This is a genomic window from Luedemannella helvata (genome assembly GCF_039528415.1).
GTDB lineage: Bacteria > Actinomycetota > Actinomycetes > Mycobacteriales > Micromonosporaceae > Luedemannella > Luedemannella helvata.
The window spans coordinates 83,890-107,128 of record NZ_BAAALS010000015.1; the positions used below are offsets into that span (position 1 = coordinate 83,890).

At 73.3% G+C, this 23,239-nt stretch carries 27 protein-coding genes; 22 read left to right on the plus strand and 5 right to left on the minus strand.

Features of this window, described 5'->3' with window-relative positions; translation table 11 throughout:
• Positions 1–22 precede the first annotated feature (22 nt).
• From ABD191_RS16515 to ABD191_RS16550, 8 genes are all read left to right on the plus strand, one after another.
• Positions 23–802, plus strand: coding sequence for a FadR/GntR family transcriptional regulator (locus tag ABD191_RS16515; RefSeq protein WP_344082510.1), 780 nt, complete (start codon positions 23–25; stop codon positions 800–802).
• A gap of 38 nt (positions 803–840) precedes the next feature.
• The gene (locus tag ABD191_RS16520; RefSeq protein ID WP_344082512.1) at positions 841–2,202 is read left to right on the plus strand and encodes a glutamine synthetase family protein; all 1,362 of its coding nucleotides are present in this window, start codon (positions 841–843) and stop codon (positions 2,200–2,202) included.
• Positions 2,199–3,554 (plus strand): aldehyde dehydrogenase family protein, encoded by a 1,356-nt coding sequence (locus tag ABD191_RS16525; protein WP_344082514.1) that lies wholly within the window; start codon positions 2,199–2,201, stop codon positions 3,552–3,554. The genes ABD191_RS16520 and ABD191_RS16525 overlap by 4 nt, the downstream gene beginning before the upstream one ends.
• Positions 3,555–3,566: 12 nt before the next feature.
• A complete protein-coding gene (locus ABD191_RS16530; protein ID WP_425560732.1) occupies positions 3,567–4,331 on the plus strand; it encodes a 3-oxoacyl-ACP reductase in 765 nt (254 codons plus the stop codon).
• Positions 4,332–4,650: 319 nt separating this feature from the next.
• Positions 4,651–5,334 (plus strand): gamma-glutamyl-gamma-aminobutyrate hydrolase family protein, encoded by a 684-nt coding sequence (locus ABD191_RS16535; protein WP_344082518.1) that lies wholly within the window; start codon positions 4,651–4,653, stop codon positions 5,332–5,334.
• A 67-nt stretch (positions 5,335–5,401) separates the two neighbouring features.
• Complete coding sequence (locus tag ABD191_RS16540; RefSeq protein WP_344082520.1) at positions 5,402–5,974, plus strand: pyridoxamine 5'-phosphate oxidase family protein; 573 nt, start codon at positions 5,402–5,404, stop codon at positions 5,972–5,974.
• A gap of 87 nt (positions 5,975–6,061) precedes the next feature.
• Positions 6,062–6,916 (plus strand): type I methionyl aminopeptidase, encoded by an 855-nt coding sequence (map, locus tag ABD191_RS16545; protein ID WP_344082522.1) that lies wholly within the window; start codon positions 6,062–6,064, stop codon positions 6,914–6,916.
• Positions 6,913–7,617, plus strand: coding sequence for a VIT1/CCC1 transporter family protein (locus ABD191_RS16550; RefSeq protein WP_344082524.1), 705 nt, complete (start codon positions 6,913–6,915; stop codon positions 7,615–7,617). Before map ends, ABD191_RS16550 begins: the two co-directional genes overlap by 4 nt.
• Positions 7,618–7,629: 12 nt before the next feature.
• Here ABD191_RS16550 and ABD191_RS16555 read toward each other — a convergent pair whose 3' ends face one another.
• From ABD191_RS16555 to ABD191_RS16570, 4 genes are all read right to left on the minus strand, one after another.
• A complete protein-coding gene (locus ABD191_RS16555; RefSeq protein ID WP_344082526.1) occupies positions 7,630–8,337 on the minus strand; it encodes a nucleotidyltransferase family protein in 708 nt (235 codons plus the stop codon).
• Positions 8,338–8,454: 117 nt separating this feature from the next.
• The gene (locus ABD191_RS16560; protein WP_344082528.1) at positions 8,455–8,934 is read right to left on the minus strand and encodes a nitroreductase family deazaflavin-dependent oxidoreductase; all 480 of its coding nucleotides are present in this window, start codon (positions 8,932–8,934) and stop codon (positions 8,455–8,457) included.
• A complete protein-coding gene (locus ABD191_RS16565; protein ID WP_344082530.1) occupies positions 8,931–9,362 on the minus strand; it encodes a ferritin-like domain-containing protein in 432 nt (143 codons plus the stop codon). The genes ABD191_RS16560 and ABD191_RS16565 overlap by 4 nt, the downstream gene beginning before the upstream one ends.
• Positions 9,359–9,877, minus strand: coding sequence for a hypothetical protein (locus ABD191_RS16570; RefSeq protein ID WP_344082532.1), 519 nt, complete (start codon positions 9,875–9,877; stop codon positions 9,359–9,361). The genes ABD191_RS16565 and ABD191_RS16570 overlap by 4 nt, the downstream gene beginning before the upstream one ends.
• A 344-nt stretch (positions 9,878–10,221) precedes the next feature.
• On the opposite strand from ABD191_RS16570, the gene rimP reads away from it, so the two are divergent.
• The 11 genes from rimP (at position 10,222) to ABD191_RS16625 (ending at position 20,194) form a co-directional block, all read left to right on the plus strand.
• Positions 10,222–11,004: a ribosome maturation factor RimP gene (gene rimP / locus ABD191_RS16575; protein WP_344082534.1), complete on the plus strand. Its 783-nt coding sequence runs from the start codon at positions 10,222–10,224 to the stop codon at positions 11,002–11,004.
• Positions 11,001–12,005 (plus strand): transcription termination factor NusA, encoded by a 1,005-nt coding sequence (nusA, locus tag ABD191_RS16580; protein WP_344082536.1) that lies wholly within the window; start codon positions 11,001–11,003, stop codon positions 12,003–12,005. Before rimP ends, nusA begins: the two co-directional genes overlap by 4 nt.
• Before the next feature lie 124 nt (positions 12,006–12,129).
• Positions 12,130–12,516, plus strand: a complete 387-nt coding sequence (locus ABD191_RS16585) for a YlxR family protein (protein WP_344082538.1) — start codon at positions 12,130–12,132, stop codon at positions 12,514–12,516.
• Between the two features lie 105 nt (positions 12,517–12,621).
• Positions 12,622–15,612, plus strand: a complete 2,991-nt coding sequence (infB, locus tag ABD191_RS16590; RefSeq protein ID WP_344082540.1) for a translation initiation factor IF-2 — start codon at positions 12,622–12,624, stop codon at positions 15,610–15,612.
• 74 nt (positions 15,613–15,686) lie between these two features.
• Positions 15,687–15,980: a DUF503 domain-containing protein gene (locus ABD191_RS16595; protein WP_344082542.1), complete on the plus strand. Its 294-nt coding sequence runs from the start codon at positions 15,687–15,689 to the stop codon at positions 15,978–15,980.
• A gap of 102 nt (positions 15,981–16,082) precedes the next feature.
• Positions 16,083–16,550, plus strand: a complete 468-nt coding sequence (rbfA, locus tag ABD191_RS16600) for a 30S ribosome-binding factor RbfA (protein WP_344082544.1) — start codon at positions 16,083–16,085, stop codon at positions 16,548–16,550.
• On the plus strand, positions 16,547–17,572 hold the full coding sequence (locus ABD191_RS16605; protein ID WP_344082546.1) for a DHH family phosphoesterase: 1,026 nt from the start codon (positions 16,547–16,549) through the stop codon (positions 17,570–17,572). Before rbfA ends, ABD191_RS16605 begins: the two co-directional genes overlap by 4 nt.
• Positions 17,573–17,651: 79 nt before the next feature.
• Positions 17,652–18,065, plus strand: coding sequence for a hypothetical protein (locus tag ABD191_RS16610; protein WP_344082548.1), 414 nt, complete (start codon positions 17,652–17,654; stop codon positions 18,063–18,065).
• A gap of 11 nt (positions 18,066–18,076) precedes the next feature.
• Positions 18,077–18,280: a DUF6186 family protein gene (locus ABD191_RS16615; protein WP_344082550.1), complete on the plus strand. Its 204-nt coding sequence runs from the start codon at positions 18,077–18,079 to the stop codon at positions 18,278–18,280.
• A 328-nt stretch (positions 18,281–18,608) separates the two neighbouring features.
• Complete coding sequence (locus tag ABD191_RS16620) at positions 18,609–18,830, plus strand: hypothetical protein (RefSeq protein WP_344082552.1); 222 nt, start codon at positions 18,609–18,611, stop codon at positions 18,828–18,830.
• Between the two features lie 62 nt (positions 18,831–18,892).
• Entirely contained in the window at positions 18,893–20,194 is a 1,302-nt protein-coding gene (locus tag ABD191_RS16625) for an MATE family efflux transporter (protein ID WP_344082554.1), read from the plus strand.
• Between the two features lie 7 nt (positions 20,195–20,201).
• Here ABD191_RS16625 and ABD191_RS16630 read toward each other — a convergent pair whose 3' ends face one another.
• A complete protein-coding gene (locus ABD191_RS16630) occupies positions 20,202–20,468 on the minus strand; it encodes a hypothetical protein (RefSeq protein WP_344082556.1) in 267 nt (88 codons plus the stop codon).
• Between the two features lie 179 nt (positions 20,469–20,647).
• Between ABD191_RS16630 and truB the strand changes: the two genes are divergently transcribed.
• The 3 genes from truB (at position 20,648) to rpsO (ending at position 22,966) form a co-directional block, all read left to right on the plus strand.
• On the plus strand, positions 20,648–21,565 hold the full coding sequence (gene truB / locus ABD191_RS16635; protein ID WP_344082558.1) for a tRNA pseudouridine(55) synthase TruB: 918 nt from the start codon (positions 20,648–20,650) through the stop codon (positions 21,563–21,565).
• Positions 21,566–21,593: 28 nt separating this feature from the next.
• Complete coding sequence (locus ABD191_RS16640; RefSeq protein ID WP_344082560.1) at positions 21,594–22,562, plus strand: bifunctional riboflavin kinase/FAD synthetase; 969 nt, start codon at positions 21,594–21,596, stop codon at positions 22,560–22,562.
• A gap of 134 nt (positions 22,563–22,696) precedes the next feature.
• On the plus strand, positions 22,697–22,966 hold the full coding sequence (gene rpsO / locus ABD191_RS16645; RefSeq protein ID WP_344082562.1) for a 30S ribosomal protein S15: 270 nt from the start codon (positions 22,697–22,699) through the stop codon (positions 22,964–22,966).
• The last annotated feature ends 273 nt before the right edge of the window (positions 22,967–23,239 follow it).

The window sequence follows — 23,239 nt, forward strand, 5'->3', positions numbered from 1 at the left end:
CAACAAAAAGGGGGGTACGGGCGTGCGCCTGGCGATCTGGCGGCCGGTGCGGGCGGGCAACGCCCTGGAGATCACGGTTGCCCGGCTCGTGCAGGCCATCAGGCTCGGCGCGGTCGCCGTGGGCGAACAGTTGCCGGCCGAGCGGGTCCTGGCCGACCAGTTGCAGGTGAGCCGGGTGACGCTGCGGGAGGCCATCGCGGAACTCCGCGACGCCGGCTACCTGGAGTCGCGGCGGGGGCGGGCCGGCGGGACGTTCGTCGTGTGGTCGGGCGACGGGGCGCCCGGCGTGCGGGAGGACGCCGTCGCCGTGGCCCGCGAGATGGGCGACGCGCTGCTCGACGCGCTGGACTTCCGGCGGGTGCTGGAGGGCGGCGCGGCCGGCCTGGCCGCGGGCCGGGCCCTGCCCGCGACCGACCGCGCCCAGCTCACCGCGGCCCTGGCGGCCTCGCGCCTGCGCGACCCGCTGCCGGGCGGGCAAGCCGCCCCGCCCGCGGCCGACCCACCCGATGGGGACCCCTCCGCCGGGCAGGGCCCCCGGCGGGTCAACGACTCGCGGCTGCACCTGGCCATCGCGTCCGTGGCCGGGTCGCCGTCGCTGCTGGCCGCCGTCGCCGACGTGCAGCTGACCCTGGACCGGCTGCTCGCCGCGATCCCCGTCCTGCCGCGCAACCTGGACCACTCCGACGCCCAGCACACCCGCATCGTGGGCGCCATCCTGGCCGGCGACCCGGACGGCGCCCGGGCGGCCATGGAGGAGCACTGCGACGCGACCGCCGAACTCCTCCGGGCGCTCATCGCCTGACCCTTTAAGGATCGGGTTCAGACCATTAGGGTTGCTCCATGCGGGAGCCCTCTCTCAGCGTCGAGGAGCTACGGGTCGCCGTGCTGTCCGGCGACATCGACACGGTCGTGCTGGCCATCGTGGATATGCAGGGGCGCCTGCAGGGCAAGCGGCTGCACGCGCCGTACTTCCTGGAGGAGGTCCTCGCCCACGGCAGCGAGGGCTGCAACTACCTGCTCGCGGTCGACGTCGACATGAACACGGTCGACGGGTACGCGATGTCGAGCTGGGCGCACGGTTACGGCGACTTCGTCATGCGGCCGGACCTGTCCACGCTGCGCCGCCTGCCCTGGCAGCCGGGCAGCGCGCTGCTGATCGCCGATCTGGCGTGGCACGACGGCTCGCCCGTGCCCGCCTCGCCCCGGCAGATCCTGCGCCGCCAGATCGAGCGCCTCGCCGAGCACGGACTGGTGGGCTACGCGGGCACGGAGCTGGAGTTCGTCGTCTACCGGGACACGTACGAGGACGCGTGGCGCAAGGGCTACCGCGACCTGACCCCGGCCAACCTCTACAACGTCGACTACTCGCTGCTGGGCACGTCGCGGGTCGAGCCGCTGCTGCGCCGCCTGCGGGTCGACATGGCCGGCGCGGGGCTGCGGCCGGAGAGCGCCAAGGGCGAGTGCAACCTGGGCCAGCACGAGGTGGCGTTCCGCTACGACGAGGTGCTCACGACCGCCGACAACCACTCGATCTACAAGAACGGGGCGAAGGAGATCGCGGCCCAGGAGGGCATGGCGCTCACCTTCATGGCCAAGCCCAACGAGCGCGAGGGCAACTCCTGCCACATCCATTTCTCGCTGCGTACCCCGCAGGGAGAGCCCGCGATGGCGGGCGACGGCCCCGCGGGCCTGTCGCCGCTCGGCGAGCGCGTTATCGCGGGCCTGCTCGCCACGGCGCGCGAGCTGACCCTGTTCCTGGCGCCGAACGTGAACTCGTACAAGCGTTACCAGCCGGGCTCGTTCGCGCCGACCGCGCTGCGCTGGGGCGTGGACAACCGCACCTGCGCGCTGCGGCTCGTCGGGCACGGGCCGTCGCTGCGGGTCGAGTCGCGGGTGCCGGGCGGCGACGTGAACCCCTACCTGGCCATCTCCGCGCTGATCGCGGGGGCGCTGCACGGCATCGACCGGGAGCTGGAGCTGGAGCCGGTCTACACGGGCAACGCCTACGACGACGCGCGGGCGCCGCGGGTGCCGGCGCGCCTCGGCGAGGCGATGCGGCTGTGGGAGACCAGCGGGGTGGCGCGCGACGCGTTCGGTGACGAGGTCGTCGCGCATTACGGCAACAACGCCCGGGTGGAGCTGGCCGCGTTCGACGCGGCGGTGACCGACTGGGAGCTTCGGCGGGGGTTCGAACGGTTGTGAGCAACGCGGTCATCAACCCGGCGACCGAGGAGGTCATCGCCGAGGTCGGGCAGGCGTCGGGGGAGGAGACCGACGCCGCGGTCGAGCGTGCGAGGGGGGCGTTCGAAACGTGGCGTCGCGTCTCGCCCGGCGACCGGGCCCGGCTGCTGCGCCGGTTCGCGGCCGTCGTGGACGCGCACGTCGAGGAGCTGGCCTGGCTTGAGGTGCGCAACAGCGGTCACACGATCGGCAACGCCCGCTGGGAGGCGGGCAACGTGCGCGACGTGCTCGACTATTACGCGGGCGCGCCGGAGCGGCTGACCGGCCGGCAGATCCCCGTCCCCGGCGGGGTGGACATCACCTTCCACGAGCCGCTCGGCGTGGTCGGCGTGATCGTGCCGTGGAACTTCCCCATGCCGATCGCCGCCTGGGGCTTCGCCCCGGCGCTGGCGGCCGGCAACACCGTGGTGCTCAAACCGGCCGAGCTGACCCCGCTCACCGCCCTGCGGCTGGGGGAGCTGGCGCTTGAGGCCGGGCTGCCCGAGGGCGTGTTCACGGTCGTACCCGGCAAGGGTTCCGTCGTCGGCGAGCGGTTCGTGACCCACCCGGCCGTCCGCAAGATCTGTTTCACCGGGTCCACCGGGGTCGGCAAGCGGATCATGGCCGGCTGCGCCGACCAGGTGAAGCGGGTCACGCTCGAACTCGGCGGCAAGAGCGCCAACATCGTCTTCGCCGACGCCGACCTGGCGGCGGCCGCCGCCGGCGCACCCACGTCCGTGTTCGACAACGCCGGCCAGGACTGCTGCGCCCGCTCGCGGCTGCTCGTGCAGCGCGACGTCTACGACGAGTTCCTCGCCCTGCTGGAGCCGGCCGTGCGGGCGTTGCGGTGCGCCGACCCGGCCGCCGAGACCACCCAGATGGGGCCGCTGATCTCGGCCGGCCAGCGCACCACGGTGGCGTCCTACGTGGACGGCGCCGACGTGGCGTTCGCGGGCACCGCGCCGGACGGGCCGGGCTTCTGGCACCCGCCGACCGTGCTGCTCGCGAGGTCGGCCGCCGACCGGCACTGGCGCGAGGAGATCTTCGGCCCGGTGCTGTCCGTGCTGCCGTTCGCCGACGAGGCGGAGGCGATCGCCCTGGCCAACGACACCGAGTACGGCCTGTCCGGCTCCATCTGGACCCGGGACGTGGGCCGCGCGCTGCGGGTGGCCCGGGGCGTCGAGACGGGCACGCTCTCGGTCAACTCGCACTCCTCGGTGCGCTACTGGACCCCGTTCGGTGGCGCCAAGCAGTCCGGTCTCGGCCGTGAGCTGGGACCCGACGCGTTGACGGCCTTCACGGACGTCAAGAACGTCTTTCTGAGTACGGACTAGGAGCGCACGTTGATGGGTCGGTTGGACGGCCGGGTGGCCGTCATCACGGGGGCGGCGAGCGGGATCGGGCTCGCGACCGCCCGCCGGTTCGCGTCCGAGGGGGCGAAGGTCGTCGTCGTGGACCTCAACGCCGAGGCGGGCGAGGCGGCCGCCGCCGAGGTGGGCGGCGAGTTCGTGGCGGTCGACGTCGTCGACGAGGCGGCCGTGCGAGCGCTGTTCGACGGGGTCGTGGACCGGCACGGGCGGGTCGACATCGCGTTCAACAACGCGGGCATCTCGCCGCCGGACGACGACTCGATCCTCGACACCGGCATCGAGGCCTGGGAGCGCGTCCAGCGGGTCAACCTGACCAGCGTGTACCTGTGCTGCAAGTACGTGCTGCCGCACATGCTCGCCGCGGGCAAGGGTTCGATCATCAACACGGCGTCGTTCGTCGCGCTGCTCGGCGCGGCGACCTCCCAGATCTCGTACACCGCCAGCAAGGGCGGGGTGCTGGCGATGACCCGCGAGCTGGGCGTCCAGTTCGCCCGCCGGGGGGTACGCGTCAACGCGCTGTGTCCGGGGCCGGTCGCCACGCCGCTGCTCATGGAGCTGTTCGCCAAGGACCCGGAGCGGGCCGCCCGGCGGCTGGTGCACGTGCCGATGGGCCGCTTCGCCGAGCCCTCGGAGATCGCCGCCGCGGTGGCGTTCCTGGCCAGCGATGACGCGTCCTTCATCACGGCCTCGTCGTTCATCGTCGACGGCGGCATCACGGGCGCCTACGTGACTCCGCTGTAGAAGGCTGTTGTTCAGCGCGGTGCGCCTCATGTCGCTTTCGAGCGTGAGCCGCGCCACGCCTCACGCGTGATTGTGCGGGTCGTCACGGCGTCTGGACTCGCCCTGACCGGGGGTCGGGTGGCTAGCCTGTCGGCATCCCTTGTTGGAGAGGCACGGCGCGGTGCCATGTGCGGGCCGCCGGTCCTCTCCCGGCGGTTGGCCTGGTCGACCCCGCACGTGCGACATGAGGACAAGGCGGCGCGGCCGGCCGGGTTGGGGTGCCCGGTCCGCCCGCGCCGCTGCCATACCCGGGGTCGGCACGGCTGCCACAATTGATCGCATGGCGCGTCCACTGATCGGCCTGACGACCTACCTCAAGCGCGGCGTGTACGGGCCGGCGGAGACCGATGTCGCGGCCCTGCCGCTGGCGTACTCCCGGTCGGTGCGGGAGGCGGGCGGGCTGCCCGTACTCGTGGCTTCTGATGATCCTGACCCCGGCATCGTGGGCCGCCTGGACGGGCTCGTGCTCACCGGCGGGTCCGATGTGGACCCGGCGCGCTACGGGGCGGCGGCCCACCCGCGGACCGCCGTGGTGACCCGGCGCGACGACGCCGAACTGCTTCTGCTGCGCGCGGCCGTGGCCGCCGACCTGCCGGTGCTCGGCGTGTGCCGGGGAATGCAGCTCATGGTGGTGGCGGCCGGCGGGCGGCTGCACCAGCATCTGCCGGACGTGCCGGGGCTGGCCGAGCACCGCCGTACGGACGGGCGCTACGCCAGCCACGTGGTGCGCATCCTGGACGGCACCCGCTGCCGGGACATCCTGGGCGCCGAGTTGGAGGTCAACTCCCACCACCACCAGGGGGTCGCGGACGCGGGCGGCCTCAAGATCGCGGCCCTGGCGCCGGACGGGCTGGTCGAGGCGGTCGAGGACCCCGGGCGGGCGTTTCACCTGGCCGTGCAGTGGCATCCCGAGGACACCCCCGACAAGCGGCTGTTCGCCGCGCTGGTGGCCGCCGCCGGGTGAGCGGCGTCACCCGCGCGGGCGTGGGAACGCGCTGGTGACGGTCAGATCCGGGGGTGAGGATCGGGACATGGGGAAGGTGCACGAGAAGATCGACGAGAAGCTGGCCGCGTTCATCGCGGAGCAGCCCATGTTCTTCGTGGCCACCGCGCCGAGCGGGCCGGACGGGCACGTCAACGTCTCGCCCAAGGGCATGCGGGGCACGTTCCGGGTCCTCGGCGAGCATCGGGTGGCCTACCTGGACTGGATCGGCAGCGGGGCGGAGACCGTGGCCCACCTGCGCGACAACGGCCGCATCACGATCATGTTCTGCGCCTTCCAGGGCCCGCCCACCATCGTGCGGCTGCACGGGCACGGCACCTATGTGCGCGCGGAGGAACCGGCGTTCGCCGAGCTGGTCGCGCTGTTCGACCCGCCGGAGACCGTGGGCCTGCGCGGCGTGGTGACCGTGGAGGTCACGCGGGTCAGCGACTCGTGCGGGTTCTCGGTGCCGTACCTGGCCTACGAGGGCGACCGGGACCTGCTCGTGAAGTACTGGGAGCACCGCGACGGCGATTACGCCGACGACTACCGGGTGCGGAAGAACACGACCAGCATCGACGGGATGCCCGCGCTGGATAACCCCGCCACGGCACGGCGATAGGCTGGGCGGCATGAGCGAGCGTCAGCGAGCGAATAGTCGGCTCAGGTTGAACTCATGGCGGCACCGGAGCGCAGCGGAGGGGTCGGCATGAGCACGCGCGCACCTGTCGCGCCCGGTCAGCTCTCGCCCTGGCGGGAGGTGCCGGCGTCCATCGTCCGCCCGGAGTACGTGGGCAAGAAGCTGCCGAAGCGCTCCGACCGGGTGGTGCAGACCCCGGAGACGATCGAGAAGATGCGGGTGGCGGGGCGGCTGGCGGCCCAGGCCACGGTGCTCGCGGGGGAGTACGCGAAGCCCGGCGTCACCACCGACGAGATCGACCGGGTCGTCCACGAGTTTCTCTGTGACCACGGGGCCTACCCGTCGACGCTGGGCTACAAGGGCTTCCCCAAGTCGTGCTGCACTTCGCTCAACGAGGTCATCTGCCACGGCATCCCCGACTCGACCGTGATCGAGGACGGCGACATCCTCAACGTCGACGTCACGGCGTACCTGAACGGGGTGCACGGCGACACCAACCAGACCTTCTGCGTGGGCGACGTGTCCGAGGAGGCGCGCCTGCTCGTGGAGCGCACCCGGGAGGCCACCATGCGCGGCATCAAGGCCGTGGCGCCCGGGCGGGCGCTCAACGTGGTCGGCCGGGTCATCGAGGCGTACGCGAAGCGGTTCGGGTACGGGGTGGTGCGCGACTTCGGCGGGCACGGCATCGGCGAGTCGTTCCACTCCGGCCTGTTCGTGCCGCACTACGACCAGCCGAACCTGGACGTCGTCATGGAGCCCGGCATGACGTTCACCATCGAGCCGATGATCACCCTGGGCACGCACCAGCACGACATGTGGCGCGACGGCTGGACGGTGGTGACGAAGGACCGCAAGTGGACGGCCCAGTTCGAACACACCGTGGCGGTCACCGACACCGGGTACGAGATCCTGACCCTTCCGTGACCCCCCACCCGCACCTGCCGCCGATCGCCCATGAGCACGGGGACGTGTCCGGCGGGTGGCTGCGCGCCTCCGTGTTCGGCGCCATGGACGGCCTCGTCACCAACATCGCCCTCATCGCCGGCGTGGGCGGCGGCGGTGTGTCCCCGAACGCGATCGTCCTGACGGGCGTCTCCGGCCTCGTGGCCGGCGCCATCTCGATGGGTCTCGGCGAGTACACGTCCGTGCGCACCCAGAACGAGCAGCTCGACTACGAGCTCGCCAAGGAGCGCGTCGAGCTGCGCCGCAACCCGGAGGCCGAGGCGGCCGAACTGGCCGAGGCGTGGATCGAGCGGGGGCTGCCGGCCGACCTGGCGTACGAGGTGGCCCGGCGCATCAACGACAACGAGGACGAGGCGCTGCGCGTCCACGCCCAGGAGGAGCTGGGCCTCGACCCGAACGAGAAGCCCAGCCCCATGGTGGCCGCGGTGTCGTCGTTCATCTGCTTCTCCGTCGGCGCGGTCATCCCGTTGCTGCCCTACATCCTCGGCGCCACCGTGCTGTGGCCGGCGCTGACCGCCGGTGCGGTGGGCCTGTTCGTGGCCGGTGCGTTCGTGTCGCGGTTCACCGTACGGCCGTGGTGGTACAACGGGTTGCGGCAGCTCGCGTTCGGCGCGGTGGCGGCCGGCGCCACGTACCTCATCGGTTGGTTGATCGGCGCCTGAGCCCGCGGCGGCTCAGGCCAGCAGGTCAGCGACCTCGCCGTCGACCGGGCGGCCGCGGCGGGCCAGTTCCCGTGCCTGCGCCGCGAGCCGCTCGCCCAGGGTCATCACGTCCTCGGCGGCGACGCGGGTGCGGCGTACGGCGTCGGCGCTGTTGCGAAAGTACGTCCGGCTGAGCAGGCCCTCGACGAGCGCGGCACCCAGGCGGGCCTCGCCGAGCACCAGCATGGCCGCGTCGGTGTCGTACCACTCGGCGAGCCGGCGCGCCTTGTCGTTGGCGGCGGCCGCCCGGCACCAGGCCTCCCGCGCCAGGGTCGCGAACTCCGCCGGGTCGGCGACCGCGAGCCGGCCCAGGTGGGTATCGCGCAGCAGCCCGTACCAGTTGTCGGGGTCGACGATCGCCGCCGTGGTGAGGTACTGGTCGGCGGCGAGCGGCCACGACGTGGTCAGCGTGCGGGCGTGACGCAGGTACTCCTCGCCGCTGATCGCCACGAGATCGACGATGACGCCGCTGATCCGGCGGGTCGCGGGCCGGGGCCCGCTGCCGGGCTGCCGGGTGACGACAACCAGGTCGATGTCGCTGCCGTCGTGGTCGTCGCCGTGTGCGAGCGAGCCGTGCACGCCGATCGCCCGCACCTGTGAGCCGTACCGGCGCCGGACGACCTCGGCCACCTGCTCGGCAACCTCCCAGCGGGGGTTGTAACGGGAGGGCGAGTGCGGCACGCGCCCATTGTGGCCAACCGGACGCCCGCATGGTGTCGGTTCGCCGCACCGCGCTGTCAGTTAGCTGTCGCCGCGGCCGTGCGTCGGACAAGGTGTGCGGCGCGCGGGCAGCCGGCCTCAGCCGCCGGCGGCCGGGCGCAGCCGGAAGATGCGCAGCTCACGGCCGCCCGCGCGGTCGGCGTAGGTGGCGTACGCGGGCCAGGCACGCAGCAGCAGCGCCCACAGCTCGTCGCGGTCCTCGCCGGTGACCAGCTCGCCCCGTACCGGCACGGTCCGGCCGCGCACGTCGACCACCGCGGCCGGCTGGGCGAGCAGGTTCGCCGTCCAGGCCGGGTGGCGGGTCTGGCCCCAGTTGGAGCCGATGACGATGAAGTCGTCGCCGTCGGCGACGTACAGCAGCGGCTGGGTGCGCGGCTCGCCGGAGCGGCGACCCGTGGTGGTCAGCAGCAGCGACGGCAGGCCCAGAGCGGTCGCCCGCCCCCGGGTCAGCCGGGCCACGAGCCGGTCCAGCGGCACGTACGCGCGCCCGACGACGCCGAACCAGCGGTACCTGCCGAGGCGCCGGGCCACCGCGCCCACCCCGAGGGACGGGCTCACGAGCGTACGCCCGGGAACGGCACGGTGGTCGGGGTGAGCTTGGCCGCGCGCCGCCAGCCCGTGGCGCGCACCGCGCAGTCGATGAGCGCGTCGAGGGCGACCTTGCGCACGTCGCCGGTGGTGGCCGCGATCGCCAGCCGCCACGCCTCCGCGGTGCCCTCCTCGATGGCGATGGCGAGTTTGTAGGCCGACGACCGGTTGGTGACCGCGAACGGCAGCGTGTACGCCGGGGCGGCTGGCGGCGCCGTCGCGGACGTGCTGGCCAGCCGAGCGATCAGCGCGTCGCGGCGCGTCCGGTGAACCGTGTCGGCGCGGCGGGCGGTCTCCTTGCCGGCGTTGTCGAGGTGCCCACCGACCACGCCGTACCCGAAGATCGCCGCGTGTTCGGCGGTCAGCGCGGCGGCGAGGGCGGCGTTGGCGTCACTCACTTGAGCACCTCCTGGTGGCTGGCGCGGGCGGCCGCGATGGAGCCGAGCAGCGGCGCCAGCCGCGCCGGGGCGGCCAGGCAGGCCCCGACCGCGTCGGCGCGCCCGGACTTCTCGGCGGCGGCCAGGTTGCTCAGCGCGGCGCTCTGGCCTCCCGGGGGCGCCTGCTGCGCGCTCGGGGCCGGCTGCTCCAGCGCGAGCGTCGAGGCCAGCGCCTCGAGGTGGGCGCGGTGGTTGTCCCGCAACGGGGTGAGCCGCGCGGCCAGCGCCGGGTACGCGGCGATGACGGCGTCGTAGCGGCCCACGAGGTCGGCCGTGCCGGCGACCAGGTCGGCGAGCGCCGCCGCCCCCGGGATCTCGATCTCGTCGCCGCCGGTGGAGCACCCCGCGAGCGTGGGCACGACGACGGCCGGCGCGACCACCGCGCCGAGCGCGAGGGCGCCGGCCCCGCGCAGCAGGCCACGCCGCGTCGGCCGGGGCGGGGAGCCGGGCGCGGGAGGGATCTCCGGTGAAGGCACCTGGCCATCGTGCCAGGCAACTCGCGGTCGCGCCGATCGGGTGTCAGGATGATCAATAGCTGCGCGGGGGTGCCCCTGAGGCGCGGTATCCGGCGCCGTGGCGTGGCCGGGTGATGTCGCAGCGTGTCATGCGGCAGCGGCTGGCACGCGTGGGCCCGTCCGAGCGTTAGGCTCATAGCCGCCGGTCGCTGGTGCGCGATCGGGGACAGCGGCCGGCCGGCAGTACGCGGCGGGCCGCCGCTGGTGGGGGCACCGACGCGGGGGCGGGCCGAGGCACCGGGCAGGTGCGGGCGGCAACGGTAGTGGGCTTGACGACAACGCAAGACGTGCGACGGAGGTTGGCGATGGCGGCGCAGCAGGGACGACGCGCGGCGTCGCCGTCCGGGTCGGGTTCCGGCCCGCAGCGCGGCTCGCAGCGCGCTTCCGGGTCCGGCCGCGCGGGTGCCGGCTCGCGGCGCGACGGCGCCGGCGGCGCCCGGGGCGGGGCACCGAAGTCGGGCGGCAACGGGTTCGACGCCCGGCCGCCGCGCGGCGAGGACCTGGCCGCCCAGCGGGCCCGGCTGCATGACGTCATCGAGCCGGTGGTCCGCGACGCCGGGTTCGACCTGGAGGAGCTGAAGGTCTCCCGGATGGGCCGCACCCATGTCGTGCGGGTCGTCGTCGACGGCGAGGACGGGATCAGCCTCGACGATGTGGCGCAGATCTCGCGGGCCGCCTCGGCGGCGCTGGACGAGGCCGAGCTGAGCGGGGGCGCGTTCACCGCCGAGGCGTACCAGCTGGAGGTCAGCTCGCCCGGCGTCGACCGTCCGCTGACCCTCCCGAGGCACTGGCGGCGCAATGTGAACCGGCTGGTCAAGGTCAAGGCCGGCGAGAAGATGCTGACCGGCCGGGTGGTCGCGGTGGCCGCCGACGGCGTGACGTTGGACGTCAACGGCACCCGGCACGAGCTGGCCTTCGGTGACCTGGGCCAGGGTCATGTGCAGATCGAGTTCTCCCGCCTGGCCGAGCTGGCCGACGAGGACATCGGTGAGGAGTTCACCGGCGACGAGGACGACGAGACCGACGACGAGCTGATCATCGATGAGATGATTGATGACGAGGACGGAAAGGGAAGGGACGAGGCGTGAACATCGACCTCGCCGCGCTGCGCGCCCTGGCGCAGGAGCGCGAGATACCGGTCGAGACGATTCTCGCCGCGATCGAAACCGCGCTGCTCACGGCGTACCGGCACACGGACCACGCGCACCCGCACGCGCGGGTGGAGATCGACAAGGCGGGCGGCGCGACCGTCTACGCACAGGAGTACGGCCCGGACGGCGAGCTGGTGCGCGAGTGGGACGACACCCCGCACGACTTCGGCCGCATCGCCGCCATGACCGCCAAGCAGGTGATCCTTCAGCGGCTGCGCGAGGCCACGGACGAGGTGCACTACGGCGAGTACGTCGGCCGCGACGGTGACCTGGTGACCGGGATCATCCAGGCGCACGAGGGCCGCTCGGAGAAGGGCATCGTGAGCGTCGACCTCGGCAAGCTGGAGGCCATGCTGCCCCACGCCGAGCAGGTGCCGGGCGAGGTCTACGAGCACGGCCAGCGGATCAAATGCGTGGTCGTCCACGTGGCCAAGGGTTTCCGCGGGCCGCAGGTGACCCTGTCGCGTTCGCACCCGAGTCTGGTCAAGAAGCTGTTCGCGCTGGAGGTACCGGAGATCGCGGACGGCACGGTCGAGATCGCGGCGATCGCCCGTGAGGCAGGTCACCGCACGAAGATCGCGGTGCGGTCCACGGCCCCGGGCGTGAACGCCAAGGGAGCCTGCATCGGGCCGATGGGCGCGCGGGTGCGCGCCGTGATGAGCGAGCTCAACGGCGAAAAGATCGACATCATCGACTGGTCCGACGACCCCGCGGCCTTCGTGGGCAACGCCTTGTCGCCGGCCAAGGCGCTGCGTGTGGAGGTCGTCGACGAGGCGAGCCGCACGGCCCGGGTCACCGTGCCCGATTTCCAGCTGTCCCTGGCGATCGGTCGGGAAGGGCAGAATGCCCGCCTGGCTGCCCGGTTGACCGGTTGGCGCATCGACATCCGGCCCGACACCGAGACGGCCGCCGCCCCGGCAGCGGCCGTCGGGGACTGAGCCGACACCGCGAAGGGTTGAGCCGGCCGGCGGATGTGTCCGGCGCACGGGGTAGACTTTCTCAGTGGTACGTCGTGCGCGGTCGGCCGCACATTCGACGGCGGTGCCAGCTGGGGACTCAGACATGGCGTCGGGACTGGTCAATCGACCGGGGACCGGCATCGTGTCCGCGCCCGTGGTGCGCACCTGCGTCGGCTGTCGAAAGCGCGCGGCAGCCTCCGAACTGCTTCGAGTTGTCGCTACGGCGGTCGCCGACCAGGCGTCGCCCGGCGGCGCGGTCGCGGTGGGGTCGCCCGAGTGGCGGCTCGTGCCGGACCATGCTCGTCGGTTGCCGGGTCGCGGTGCTCACCTGCATCCCGATCCGGCCTGCTTCGCGCAAGCGGAGCGGCGGCGCGCCTTCGGCCGCGCGCTGCGCCTGACCGGGGTCGTGGACGCCGGGCCGGTCGCGGCGTACGTCGAGGCGTTCGGACATGCCGTTGGTGGGGCCCGCCCACCCGGAGACGCAAGGTAGGACGACACACATGAGCACCCGATGAAGTCGCTGAAATGATCAGGCTTCACGTGCCCTAGTGAGGTCGAGCGGGGGCTGCCCGCCGACCTCTGGATGAGGAGTGCAGTGGCAGGCAAGCCCCGCGTACACGAGCTCGCGAAGGAGCTCGGGGTTGACAGCAAGACAGTGCTCGCGAAGTTGACCGAGATGGGCGAGTACGTCAAGTCGGCGTCGAGCACCATCGAGGCTCCGGTCGCGCGCCGGCTGCGGGAGGTCTTTGTGCCCTCCGCGGCCACCCCCTCGGCGCCGGCAGCGCCGAGCGGCGCGCCGAAGTCGGCGGCCAAACCGGCGCCGCCCAAGAAGGCGGCGCCCGCGACCGGCCCCGGCCCGGCCCGCAAGACGGCCGTGCCCGGCCCGCCGCCGGCGGCCGTCAAGCCGACGAGCGCACATGACATCGAGGTCGCCGCCGCCGAAGCGCGCGCCGCGGCCCTCAAGGCTGAGCAGGAGGCCGCCGTGAAGGCGGCCCAGCAGCGCGGCCCGGCCCCGGCGAAGCCGCCGGTGCCCGGCCCCAAGCCGGCGGCCCCGCCGTCGGCCGGCCGGCCGGCACAGGGCACGGGCGCTCCGCGTCCCGGCGCGCCCGGCGCCCCGGGTGGGCGTCCCGCGCCGCGTGGCCCGGGCAACAACCCGTTCGGCATCAGCCCGCAGGCTCCGCGCCCCGGTGGCCCGGCGGCCGGCGGCTCGCGGCCGACCCCGGCCGGCATGCCGCGGCCGAACCCGGCGTCGATGCCGCCCCGGCCCAACCCGCTGTCGATGGGCGGCCCCCGGCCGAACCCGTCGCAGATGCCCTCGCAGCGGCCCAGCCGTCCGGGTGACCGTGACGGTCGTCCGGGTCGTCCGGGCGGCGGTCCGGGTGGCGGCGGCTTCCGGGGCGGTCCCGGTGGTGGCGGCGCCCGTCCGGGTGCTCCCGGCGGTGGCGGCGGTTTCCGCGGCGGTCCCGGTGGTGGCGGCGCCCGTCCGGGTGCCCCGGCCGGTGGCGGCGGGGGTTTCCGCGGCGGTCCCGGTGGTGGCGGTGGCGGCGGTGGTTACCGCGGCGGTCCCGGTGGTGGCGGCGCGCCCGGCGGCGGTGGCGTCGGCGTCGGCCGCCCCGGTGGTGGCGGTGGCGGCGGCCGTGGTCGCGGCGGCGGCGCGGGTGGTGCCTTCGGGCGCCCCGGCGGTCGTCCGAGCAAGGGCCGCAAGTCCAAGAAGCAGCGGCGTCAAGAGTTTGACAACCTGTCCGCCCCGACGATGAGCTCGGGCGCCCCGCGGGGCAACGGCCAGGTCGTCCGGCTGCCGCGCGGCGCCTCGCTGTCGGACTTCGCCGACCGCATCAACGCCAACCCCGGTCCGCTCGTGCAGGAGATGTTCAGCCTGGGCGAGATGGTCACGGCGACCCAGTCGTGCTCCGACGAGACGCTGCTGCTGCTCGGCGAGCACCTCGGGTTCACGGTGGAGATCGTCAGCCCCGAGGACGAGGACCGCGAGCTGCTCGCGCAGTTCAACATCGACCTCGACGCCGAGATCGACGAGACCCGGCTGGTCTCCCGGCCGCCCGTGGTCACCGTCATGGGTCACGTCGACCACGGCAAGACCAAGCTGCTGGACGCGATCCGGCAGGCCAACGTGGTCGAGGGCGAGGCCGGCGGCATCACCCAGCACATCGGCGCGTACCAGGTCCACGTGCAGCACGAGGGCGAGGACCGGGCGATCACCTTCATCGACACCCCGGGTCACGAGGCGTTCACCGCCATGCGTGCCCGTGGTGCGCAGGCCACGGACATCGTGGTCCTGGTGGTCGCGGCCGACGACGGCGTCATGCCCCAGACGATCGAGGCGCTCAACCACGCGAAGGCGGCCGACGTGCCGATCGTGGTGGCCGTCAACAAGATCGACAAGGAGGACGCCAACCCGGCCAAGGTGCGCCAGCAGCTGACCGAGTACGGCCTCGTGGCCGAGGACTACGGCGGCGACACCATGTTCGTCGACATCTCGGCCAAGAGCCGGATCAACATCGACGGGCTGCTGGAGGGCGTCCTGCTCACCGCGGACGCGGCGCTGGACCTGCGGGCCCCCGTGGACGGCAAGGTCCAGGGCATCGCGATCGAGGCCCACCTCGACCGCGGCCGCGGCCCGGTCGCCACGGTGCTGGTCCAGCAGGGCACGCTCAAGGTCGGCGACGCGATCGTCACGGGCGAGGCGTACGGCCGCGTCCGGGCGATGCTCGACGAGAACGGCCGCGTGGTCGCCGAGGCGGGTCCGGCCCGGCCGGTCCTGGTGCTGGGTCTGACCGCCGTGCCGGGCGCGGGCGACAACTTCCTCGTCACCGAGGAGGAGCGCACCGCCCGCCAGATCGCCGAGCAGCGCCAGGCGCGCAAGCGCGCGGCGCAGTTCGCCAACAGCGGCCGCCGGGCGACGCTGGAGACCCTGCTCGAGCAGATCAAGGAGGGCGAGAAGACCTCGCTGGCCCTGATCATCAAGGGTGACGTCTCCGGTTCGGTGGAGGCTCTCGAGGACGCGCTGGTCAAGCTCGACATCCCGGACGAGATCCAACTCAAGATCATTCACCGGGGTGTCGGCGCGATCACCGAGAACGACATCAACCTCGCCAGCGCGTCCGGTTCGGACTCGACGGCGATCATCATCGGCTTCAACGTGCGCCCGACCATCCAGGCGCGCGACCTCGCCGACCGCGAGGGCGTGGAGATCCGGTACTACACCGTCATCTACCAGGCCATCGAGGAGATCGAGGCGGCCCTCAAGGGCATGCTCAAGCCGGTGTACGAGGAGGTCGAGCTCGGTACGGCCGAGATCCGCGAGGTGTTCCGCTCGTCCAAGTTCGGCAACATCGCCGGTTGCATCGTGCGCAGCGGTCTCATCCGCCGCAACGCGAAGGCCCGGCTCATCCGGGACGGCGCGGTGGTGGCCGACAACCTGTCGATCGTCGGTCTGCGCCGGTTCAAGGATGACTCGACGGAGGTCCGCGAGGGCTACGAGTGTGGCATCACGCTCGGCAACTACAACGACATCCGCGTCGAGGACATCATCGAAACCTTCGAGCTGCGCGAGAAGCCGCGCAGCTGACGTGACCACCCGGGCGCCGGCCCTCGTGCCGGCGCCCGGCGTGGCACCCGTTTCCCGCACGGAGGAAGCGCCGCTTGTACACGGGCACGATCGTCTTTGACATGTTGCTGCCGGGGGACTGCCGCTCGCTGAAGGACAAGCGCTCGTACGTGCGACCCATCGTCGCGGCGCTGCGCAAGTTCGAGGTGGCGGTGGCGGAGGTCGGCTACCTTGACCGTCACGGCCGCACGGAGATCGGCGCGGCCATCGTGGCCAGCGACACCGGGCACGTCACCGACGTGCTCGACTCGTGCGAACGGATGATCGCCGGACGGCCGGAGGTCGAGCTTCTGTCGGCCCGTCGGCGGCTCTACGGGGAGGATGACTGACGCCCCTATCGGGGTAAGGTCAACGCTGCCGGCGTTTGTCGGACGCGGTCAGCCAGCAAGCCAGCAACACCCAGCCGATCACACAGCCGGGAGGTGGGGAGAATGTCCGATCCGGCCAAGATCCGTCGGCACGCCGAGCGCGTGCGCGAGCTTGTCGCCGAGGCGGTGCGCACCCAGGTGAAGGACCCCCGACTCGGGATGATCACCATCACCGACGCCCGGATCACCGGTGACCTGCGCGACGCGACCGTCTACTACACCGTGCTCGGCGACTCGGCCGCCCAGGCGGGCACCGCGGCCGCACTCGACAGTGCCAAAGGGCTGCTGCGCAGCACCGTGGGGCGCGCCCTCGGGCTCCGGCATTCGCCGACGCTCACCTTCATCCTCGACGACGTGCAGGACCACGCCAAGCAGATCGACGAACTCCTCGCGGAGGCCGCCGAGCGCGACGCGCGGGTCCAGCAGTTGGCGGCCGGCGCCCGCTACGCGGGCGAGCCCCAGCCCTACCGGGTCGCCGAGGACGACGAGGACCCCGACGAGGCGGCGTCCACCGCTGACGACCGCGGATGATCGGCGTGACAGCCGGCACGACGGCCGTCGCCGTGACGGAGGCCGACTGGGCGGCCGCCGTGGCCACCGTGTCCGGGCTGCCCCGCACGGCGTCCGTGGTGCTCGCGTGCCACATCAACCCCGACGGCGACGCGCTGGGCAGCATGCTCGGGTTCGGGCTGGGGCTGCGCCAGCTGGGCTTCGTCAACGTGCGCGCGAGCTTCGGCGAGCCGTACAACCTGGTTGAGGTCTTCGGGTTCCTGCCGGGGCAGGATCTGCTGGTGCCGCCCGCGCAGACCGACCCGGCGCCCGACCTCATGGTGACGTTCGACGCGGCCAGCCTTTCCCGGCTGGCCGAACTGGCCTCCACACTGGACGCGGCGGGTACGTCCATCGTGCTCGACCACCACGCCAGCAACCCGGGCTTCGGCGCCATCCGGCTCATCGACCCGACGGCCGCGGCCACGGCCCAGGTCGCCGCGACGCTGCTTGAGCGCCTCGGCGTCACCTACGACGAGCCGATCGCCACGTGCCTCTACACGGGACTCAGCACGGACACGGGGTCGTTCAAGTTCGACGCGACCACCCCCGCCGTGCACGAGCTGGCCGCCCGCCTCATCGCCACCGGGCTGCGCCCGGCCGAGCTGTCCCGGCAGCTGTTCGACAGCCGGCCCTTCGGGGCGGTGCGGCTGCTCGGTGAGGTGCTCGACAGCGCCCGCCTCGACCCGGCCGGGGCGCGGGGGCGCGGCATCGTCTACGCCCACGCCGACCTGGCGGGGCTGGCCCGGCACAACCAGCCGGCCCACGTGCTGGAGAGCTTCATCGACGTCGTCCGTACGGTCGCGGAGGCGGACGTGGCCTGCCTGGCCAAGCCCATCCGCGAGGACGAGTGGTCGGTGTCCCTGCGGAGCAAGGGCGCCAACGACGTGGCGGCGGTCGCCATGGCGCTCGGCGGCGGCGGGCACCGGCTGGCGGCCGGTTTCACCTGGCGGGGCACCCTGGCCGACCTGTTCGCCGCCGTGGACCGCGAGCTGTCCGCCTGAGGCGGGCCGGCACGAAGATCAGGGTTCTTTCGGGGTAACTGCGCTACCTGGCGTGCGCTCGTGCCGGCACAATCGATCCATGGAGCAGCCGCGCCCGGTCACGGTGGAGACCGGTGCCGGCGCGCCCGGGTGGGACCGGGCCCAGGTGATGCTGCCGGTGTTCGCGGTCATCGCGTTGCTGGGCGGGTTGTTCCCGTCCTTCTCGTTGAGTGCCAACCTGCTCGTCGTGCTGGTCGGCGGGGTGATGTGCTGGCTCGGGCTGGCCGGGCGGCTGGGCCGCAGGCCCGCTCCGACCCGGCTGCGGCGGGGCGCGCTGGCGTGGCTCGTTCCCGTGCTCACCCTCGCCCTCGTGGAGCTGTACACGTTCAGCCGCAAGGATCCCGCGCACCCGACGCTGTCGCTGCTCGCCGATCCGGTGCTGGACGGGTATCTGGCCCGGGCGGCCTGCTACTTCGTGTGGTTGGCCGGATTCTGGGGGCTGGTCCGCCGATGAGCGTCGCCACCATGATCATAATTGGCCTCTTCGCCGTGGCCGGCGTGGCGTTCCTCGTCGTCGAGGTGCTGGCGCGGCGGCCGGGGTCGACCATCCCGACGTTCGGTGACCTGACCGCGGCCATCCTGCGCTTCGAGGTCAGTCGCATTCCGGTGGGTCGCATCGGCGTGTACGGATTCTGGTGGTGGGTCGGCTGGCACTTCTTCGCCCGCTGACGCCCCGCTGAGCTGCACAGATTCGAGAGTTTCTCTCAGTATCTGGAAAGGCTGCGCAGATTCTGGACCTGAACGATAACTTAGACGACGTGCGCAGCAGGCTGATTCTTCGCCGCCGCGGCGGGACCTCCCTCGGGTAGGCCAGCTCCCCGCCGCGGGTGATGAGCGCTGGCCGGGACGCATGCAGACGGACCGACGTCGACCGCAGCGGGCAGGCCGCCCATCCACAGTGGCCGAGCCGCCGAACACCACCCGTGGACCGCAGGCCGGAGACCCCGGCGCCGGTGTCCCCGGAGCGCAGCCTCACGCGAACTGGAAGGACCCCACCATGGCAACCGCTGTGGTCACCGCACCCCGCGCCATGGGCGCGCCTCCCGCCTGGCCCGCGTCCACGCCGGCGGTGACACCTGCCAACGCCGACACGGACGTGCTGGCCGCACTGGCCGCGCCGACGGCCGGTCCCCGGCGCCGCCGCGCGGCGTACCCGACCAACGGCGAGGCCGACGCGGCCCACCAGGCGGTGCAGCAGTCGCTGGACCGGCACTGGTAACTGACGATCCGGTCGGCGTCAGCCCGCCGCCCGACGTCCCGGCGCGTCCGGCCACGGGCGGTGTGCCGTCGGCGCGCCGCATCGCCGAACTGGCCCTGCCGGCCCTGGTGGTGCTCGCCGCCGAGCCGCTGTACGTCCTCGTCGACACCGCCGTCGTCGGCCACCTCGGCAGTGCCGAACTGGCCGCCCTCGCGATCGGCGGTGGGCTGCTCGGACTCGTCGCGTGGCTCGGTGTCGTCCTGGCGTACGGCACCACGGGCAGTGCCGCGCGCCTGTACGGCGCCGGCGACCGCCGGGCCGCCGTCGTCGACGGCGTGCAGGCCTCGTGGCTCGCCCTCGCCGCCGGGGTCACGGTCGCACTGCTCGCCCAGGTCGTGGCGGAGCCGGTCGTGCGTACCCTCGCGGGAGACGCCGAGGACGGCGTAGCGGTGGCCGCGGTCGGCTGGCTGCGCATCGCGGCCCTGGGCGCGCCCGGGATCCTGCTGGCCATGGCCGGCAACGGCTGGATGCGCGGGGTGCAGGACCTGCGCCGTCCCATGTGGTACGTGCTGGGCGCCAACGTGCTGTCCGCCGCGCTGTGCCCGGTGCTCGTCTATCCGCTCGGGCTGGGCCTCAACGGTTCCGCGATCGCGAACGTGGTCGCGCAGACGCTCAGCGGGGCGCTGTTCGTGCGCGCGCTCGTCGTGACCGGGGTGCCGCTCGCGCCCCACCCGGGCACGCTGCGCCGTCAGCTCGTCGTCGGCCGCGACCTGCTCGTGCGGGGCGCGGCCTTCCAGGCCTGCTTCCTGTCGGCGGCGGCGGTCGGCGCCCGTTACGGCGCGGCGACGCTCGCGGCGCATCAGATCGCGCTGCAACTGTGGTCGGCGTGCGCGCTCGCCCTCGACGCGGTCGCGATCGCCGGTCAGGCGCTGGTCGGCGCGGCGCTCGGCGGCGGCGACGTCACCGCCGCCCGGCGCACCGCCCGCCGGCTCACCGCGGTGGGCGGCTGGTGCGGGCTGGGGCTCGCGGTCCTCATCGGCGCGGGCGCGTTCGTGCTGCCCGGGCTGTTCAGCGCCGACCCGGAGGTGCGCGAGCGGGCCCTCGTGGCGTGGCCCTGGTTCGTCGGCATGCTGCCGCTGGCCGGGCTGGTGTTCGCGCTCGACGGCGTGTTCATCGGCGCGGGCGACGTCGGTTTCCTGCGCAATCTCACGCTGGTCGCCGCCCTGGTCTTCTTCCTGCCGGCGATCTGGCTCGGGTACCGCCTCGACCTGGGCATCGGCGGGCTGTGGGCGGCCCTGACCGTGTTCATCGTCGTGCGGCTGGCCGGCCTGCTCGCGCGGATGGCGGGCGGGTGCTGGGCGGTGGCGGGCGCCCCCGGCGGCTAGCGGCCGGTCAGATCGTCGGGGTGAAGCGGGCCAGCAGCACCGAGGTCGTCACGGCGGTCACCATGGCGACGCCGAGCAGCAGCCAGTCGGTCTCGCGCAGCTCGCCGGTGTGCCGGCGCACCGTGGCGGCGGCCCGGTCGGCGAACTGGGCGCGGCGGTGCTCGCGGCGGATCTGGCGCTCGACGCGCGCGCCCCAGACCTGCAGTTCGACCAGTGGGTCGGAGGGATCGGAAGAGGCGCCCCGGGGATCGGCGGGGTGCGGACGTGGGCTCATGGCGGGGGCTCCGGAAGTGGGGCGCCCGGGGGGTGGGCGCTCGAACCTGGTGCGCCGTCGGCAGCGACGGGTTGAGGTGAGCGTACGTCACCGCAGGTCACGGCGGTTCCCCCAAATGGCCCCCTCGATGCGTGGCCGGGGTGGGGGCCGCCCGCGCGGCGGATGAGAGGCTACGGGGCGTGAGTGGGGACAGTGCGGGGCCGGAGCCGGGCGGGCTGATCATCGTCGACAAGCCGGCGGGGATGACCTCGCACGACGTCGTGGCGCGGGTACGCCGGGCGGCGCGTACCCGGCGGGTCGGGCACGGCGGCACGCTCGACCCGATGGCGACCGGCGTGCTCGTGGTCGGCGTGCAACGGGCGACCCGCCTGCTCACGTACGTGATCGGCACCGACAAGACCTATCTGGGCACGATCCGCCTCGGGCAGACGACCGTCACGGACGACGCCGAGGGCGAGGTGGTGTCCGAGGCGTCCGCCGCGCACGTCGGCGACGACGCCATCCGCCGGACGCTCGCCGGGTTCGTCGGAGAGATCGATCAGGTGCCCAGCTCAGTCAGCGCCATCAAGATCAAAGGCGTGCGGTCGTACACCCGCGTGCGCGGCGGCGAGGAGGTCGAGTTGGCCGCCCGCCGGATCACGATCTCCCGGCTGGAGGTCGGGGAGATCCGGCCCGTGGACGGCGGGGCGCGGCGCGACGTGGACATCGAGGTCACCTGCTCGTCCGGGACCTACATCCGGGCCATCGCCCGCGACCTGGGCGCCGCGCTGGGGGTGGGCGGGCACCTGGTCGCCCTGCGGCGCACGGCCGTGGGCGGGTTCACCCTCACGGAGGCGGTCGGGCTCGACGAGCTGTTCGCCCGGGCGGAACGGGGCGAGCCCGTGGTGACGCTCGGCCTGGCGGCCGCCGCGCGCCGGTGCCTGCCCGGCCGCGACGTCGACACCGACGACGCGACCGTCCTGAGTCACGGCGGGCTCCTGCCGGCCGCCGGGATCGCCGGACCGTACGCGGTGTTCGGGCCCGGCGGTGAGGTGGTCGCTATCGTGTCGGAGCGGGGCGGTCGGGCCCGGCCCGAGGTGGTGCTGGCGCCGGCCTGACAGCCGGCGGAACGGCGAGGGGGAGCGGATGCAGCGGTGGCGGGGTCTGGGTGCGGTGCCCGGCGGGTGGGGCCGGTCGGTGGTCACGATCGGCGTGTTCGACGGGGTCCACCGGGGTCACCAGGAGATCATCCGGCACACGGTCGCGCGCGCCCGTGAGCTGGGCGTCGCCTCCGTGGTGGTGACGTTCGACCCGCACCCCGCCGAGGTCGTGCGGCCCGGCTCGCACCCCGCCGTGCTGACCGAGCCGGCCCGCAAGGCGGAGCTGATCGAGGCGCTCGGTGTCGACGTGCTCTGCGTGATCCCGTTCACCGCGGATTTCTCCCGGCTGCCGGCCGAGACCTTCGTGCACGACGTGCTCGTCGAGTCGCTGCACGCGGCGGCCGTCGTGGTGGGGGAGAACTTCCGCTTCGGCCACCGGGCGGCCGGCGACGTGGCGCTGCTGGCCCGGCTGGGGCGCAGCTTCGGCTTCACGGTCGAGGGCGCCCCGCTGGTGAGTGCCGACAAGCCCGACCTGGCGGGCGGCGGGGGCGAGCCGACGCTGTTCTCCTCGACGTACATCAGGGCCTGTGTCGACGCCGGGGACATCGCGGCCGCGACGGCCGCGCTGGGCCGGCCGCACCGCCTGGAGGGCGTGGTGGTCCGCGGCGACCAGCGCGGCCGCGAGCTGGGCTTCCCGACGGCCAACCTGCTGCCCGGCCGGTACGCGGCCGTGCCCGCGGACGGGGTGTACGCGGCGTGGCTGGGCACCCGGCACGGCGCCGGCCCGCTGCGCGCCGCCGTGTCGATCGGGACGAACCCGACGTTCTCGGGGCGCGAGCGGCGTGTCGAGGCGTACGCCCTGGATTTCGACGGCGACCTGTACGGCGAGCGCGTGTGCCTGGACTTCGTGGCCCGGCTGCGCGACACCCTGCGGTTCGACGGGATCGACCCGCTGATCGCCCAGATCGACGACGACGTGGCCCGCACGCGGGCCCTCCTGGCGGACCCGGCGTAGCGGTACCGGCATGGCGGGGGCCGCCGTACGCGTCTGTTAGCCTTGGGGCTACGCCGGGTAACCGGTGGGCTCCGCGTGCCTGCTCGACGCCGCGGGTGCGGGGCTCGTTCCACGCCCAACAGATAAGGGAGAGTATGGCGCTCGACACGGCCGAGAAGGCCAAGATCATTGAGGAGTTCGGCGCGAACGCGCAGGACACGGGCTCGCCCGAGGTTCAGATCGCGATGCTGACGTCGCGCATCAACACGCTCACCGAGCACCTCAAGTTCCACAAGCACGACCACCACAGCCGCCGCGGCCTGCTGATCCTCGTGGGCCAGCGTCGCCGGCTGCTGGCCTACCTGGCCAAGAAGGACATCGCGCGCCGCCGGGCCATCGCCGAAAAGCTCGGCCTGCGGCGCTAGCAGCGGTTGGGCGGGGGAGATGGTTGGCGGATCGCCGGTCACTCCCCCGCCGTCCAATGAGACACTTGTCGACAGCGGGCGCGTCGGGCGCGACAGGCGCAGACCGACGCACCGCGGACACCACAGGGGCATCTGACGACAAACGGGGAGCCGAGCGGACGACTCCGGCTCACGTGATCGGTCCTCGGTAGTGGCCTCCGGAAGGCGCCAGCGCGCCTGCGAAGGCTTCGATCGAAGACCGACCGCGATCCGCTCCCCACGGCGTGCCCCGCA

Excerpts from the sequence above, each read along its gene's own strand:
- ABD191_RS16615 (WP_344082550.1), top strand. The coding sequence starts at position 18,077 with ATGATCATAATTGGCCTCTTCGCCGTGGCCGGCGTGGCGTTCCTCGTC.
- ABD191_RS16640 (WP_344082560.1), top strand. The coding sequence starts at position 21,594 with ATGCAGCGGTGGCGGGGTCTGGGTGCGGTGCCCGGCGGGTGGGGCCGG.
- ABD191_RS16630 (WP_344082556.1), bottom strand. The coding sequence starts at position 20,468 with ATGAGCCCACGTCCGCACCCCGCCGATCCCCGGGGCGCCTCTTCCGAT.
- ABD191_RS16610 (WP_344082548.1), top strand. The coding sequence starts at position 17,652 with ATGGAGCAGCCGCGCCCGGTCACGGTGGAGACCGGTGCCGGCGCGCCC.
- rpsO (WP_344082562.1), top strand. The coding sequence starts at position 22,697 with ATGGCGCTCGACACGGCCGAGAAGGCCAAGATCATTGAGGAGTTCGGC.
- rbfA (WP_344082544.1), top strand. The coding sequence starts at position 16,083 with ATGTCCGATCCGGCCAAGATCCGTCGGCACGCCGAGCGCGTGCGCGAG.
- ABD191_RS16535 (WP_344082518.1), top strand. The coding sequence starts at position 4,651 with ATGGCGCGTCCACTGATCGGCCTGACGACCTACCTCAAGCGCGGCGTG.
- ABD191_RS16585 (WP_344082538.1), top strand. The coding sequence starts at position 12,130 with ATGGCGTCGGGACTGGTCAATCGACCGGGGACCGGCATCGTGTCCGCG.
- ABD191_RS16520 (WP_344082512.1), top strand. The coding sequence starts at position 841 with ATGCGGGAGCCCTCTCTCAGCGTCGAGGAGCTACGGGTCGCCGTGCTG.
- ABD191_RS16620 (WP_344082552.1), top strand. The coding sequence starts at position 18,609 with ATGGCAACCGCTGTGGTCACCGCACCCCGCGCCATGGGCGCGCCTCCC.
- map (WP_344082522.1), top strand. The coding sequence starts at position 6,062 with ATGAGCACGCGCGCACCTGTCGCGCCCGGTCAGCTCTCGCCCTGGCGG.
- ABD191_RS16605 (WP_344082546.1), top strand. The coding sequence starts at position 16,547 with ATGATCGGCGTGACAGCCGGCACGACGGCCGTCGCCGTGACGGAGGCC.
- rimP (WP_344082534.1), top strand. The coding sequence starts at position 10,222 with ATGGCGGCGCAGCAGGGACGACGCGCGGCGTCGCCGTCCGGGTCGGGT.
- ABD191_RS16530 (WP_425560732.1), top strand. The coding sequence starts at position 3,567 with ATGGGTCGGTTGGACGGCCGGGTGGCCGTCATCACGGGGGCGGCGAGC.
- ABD191_RS16540 (WP_344082520.1), top strand. The coding sequence starts at position 5,402 with ATGGGGAAGGTGCACGAGAAGATCGACGAGAAGCTGGCCGCGTTCATC.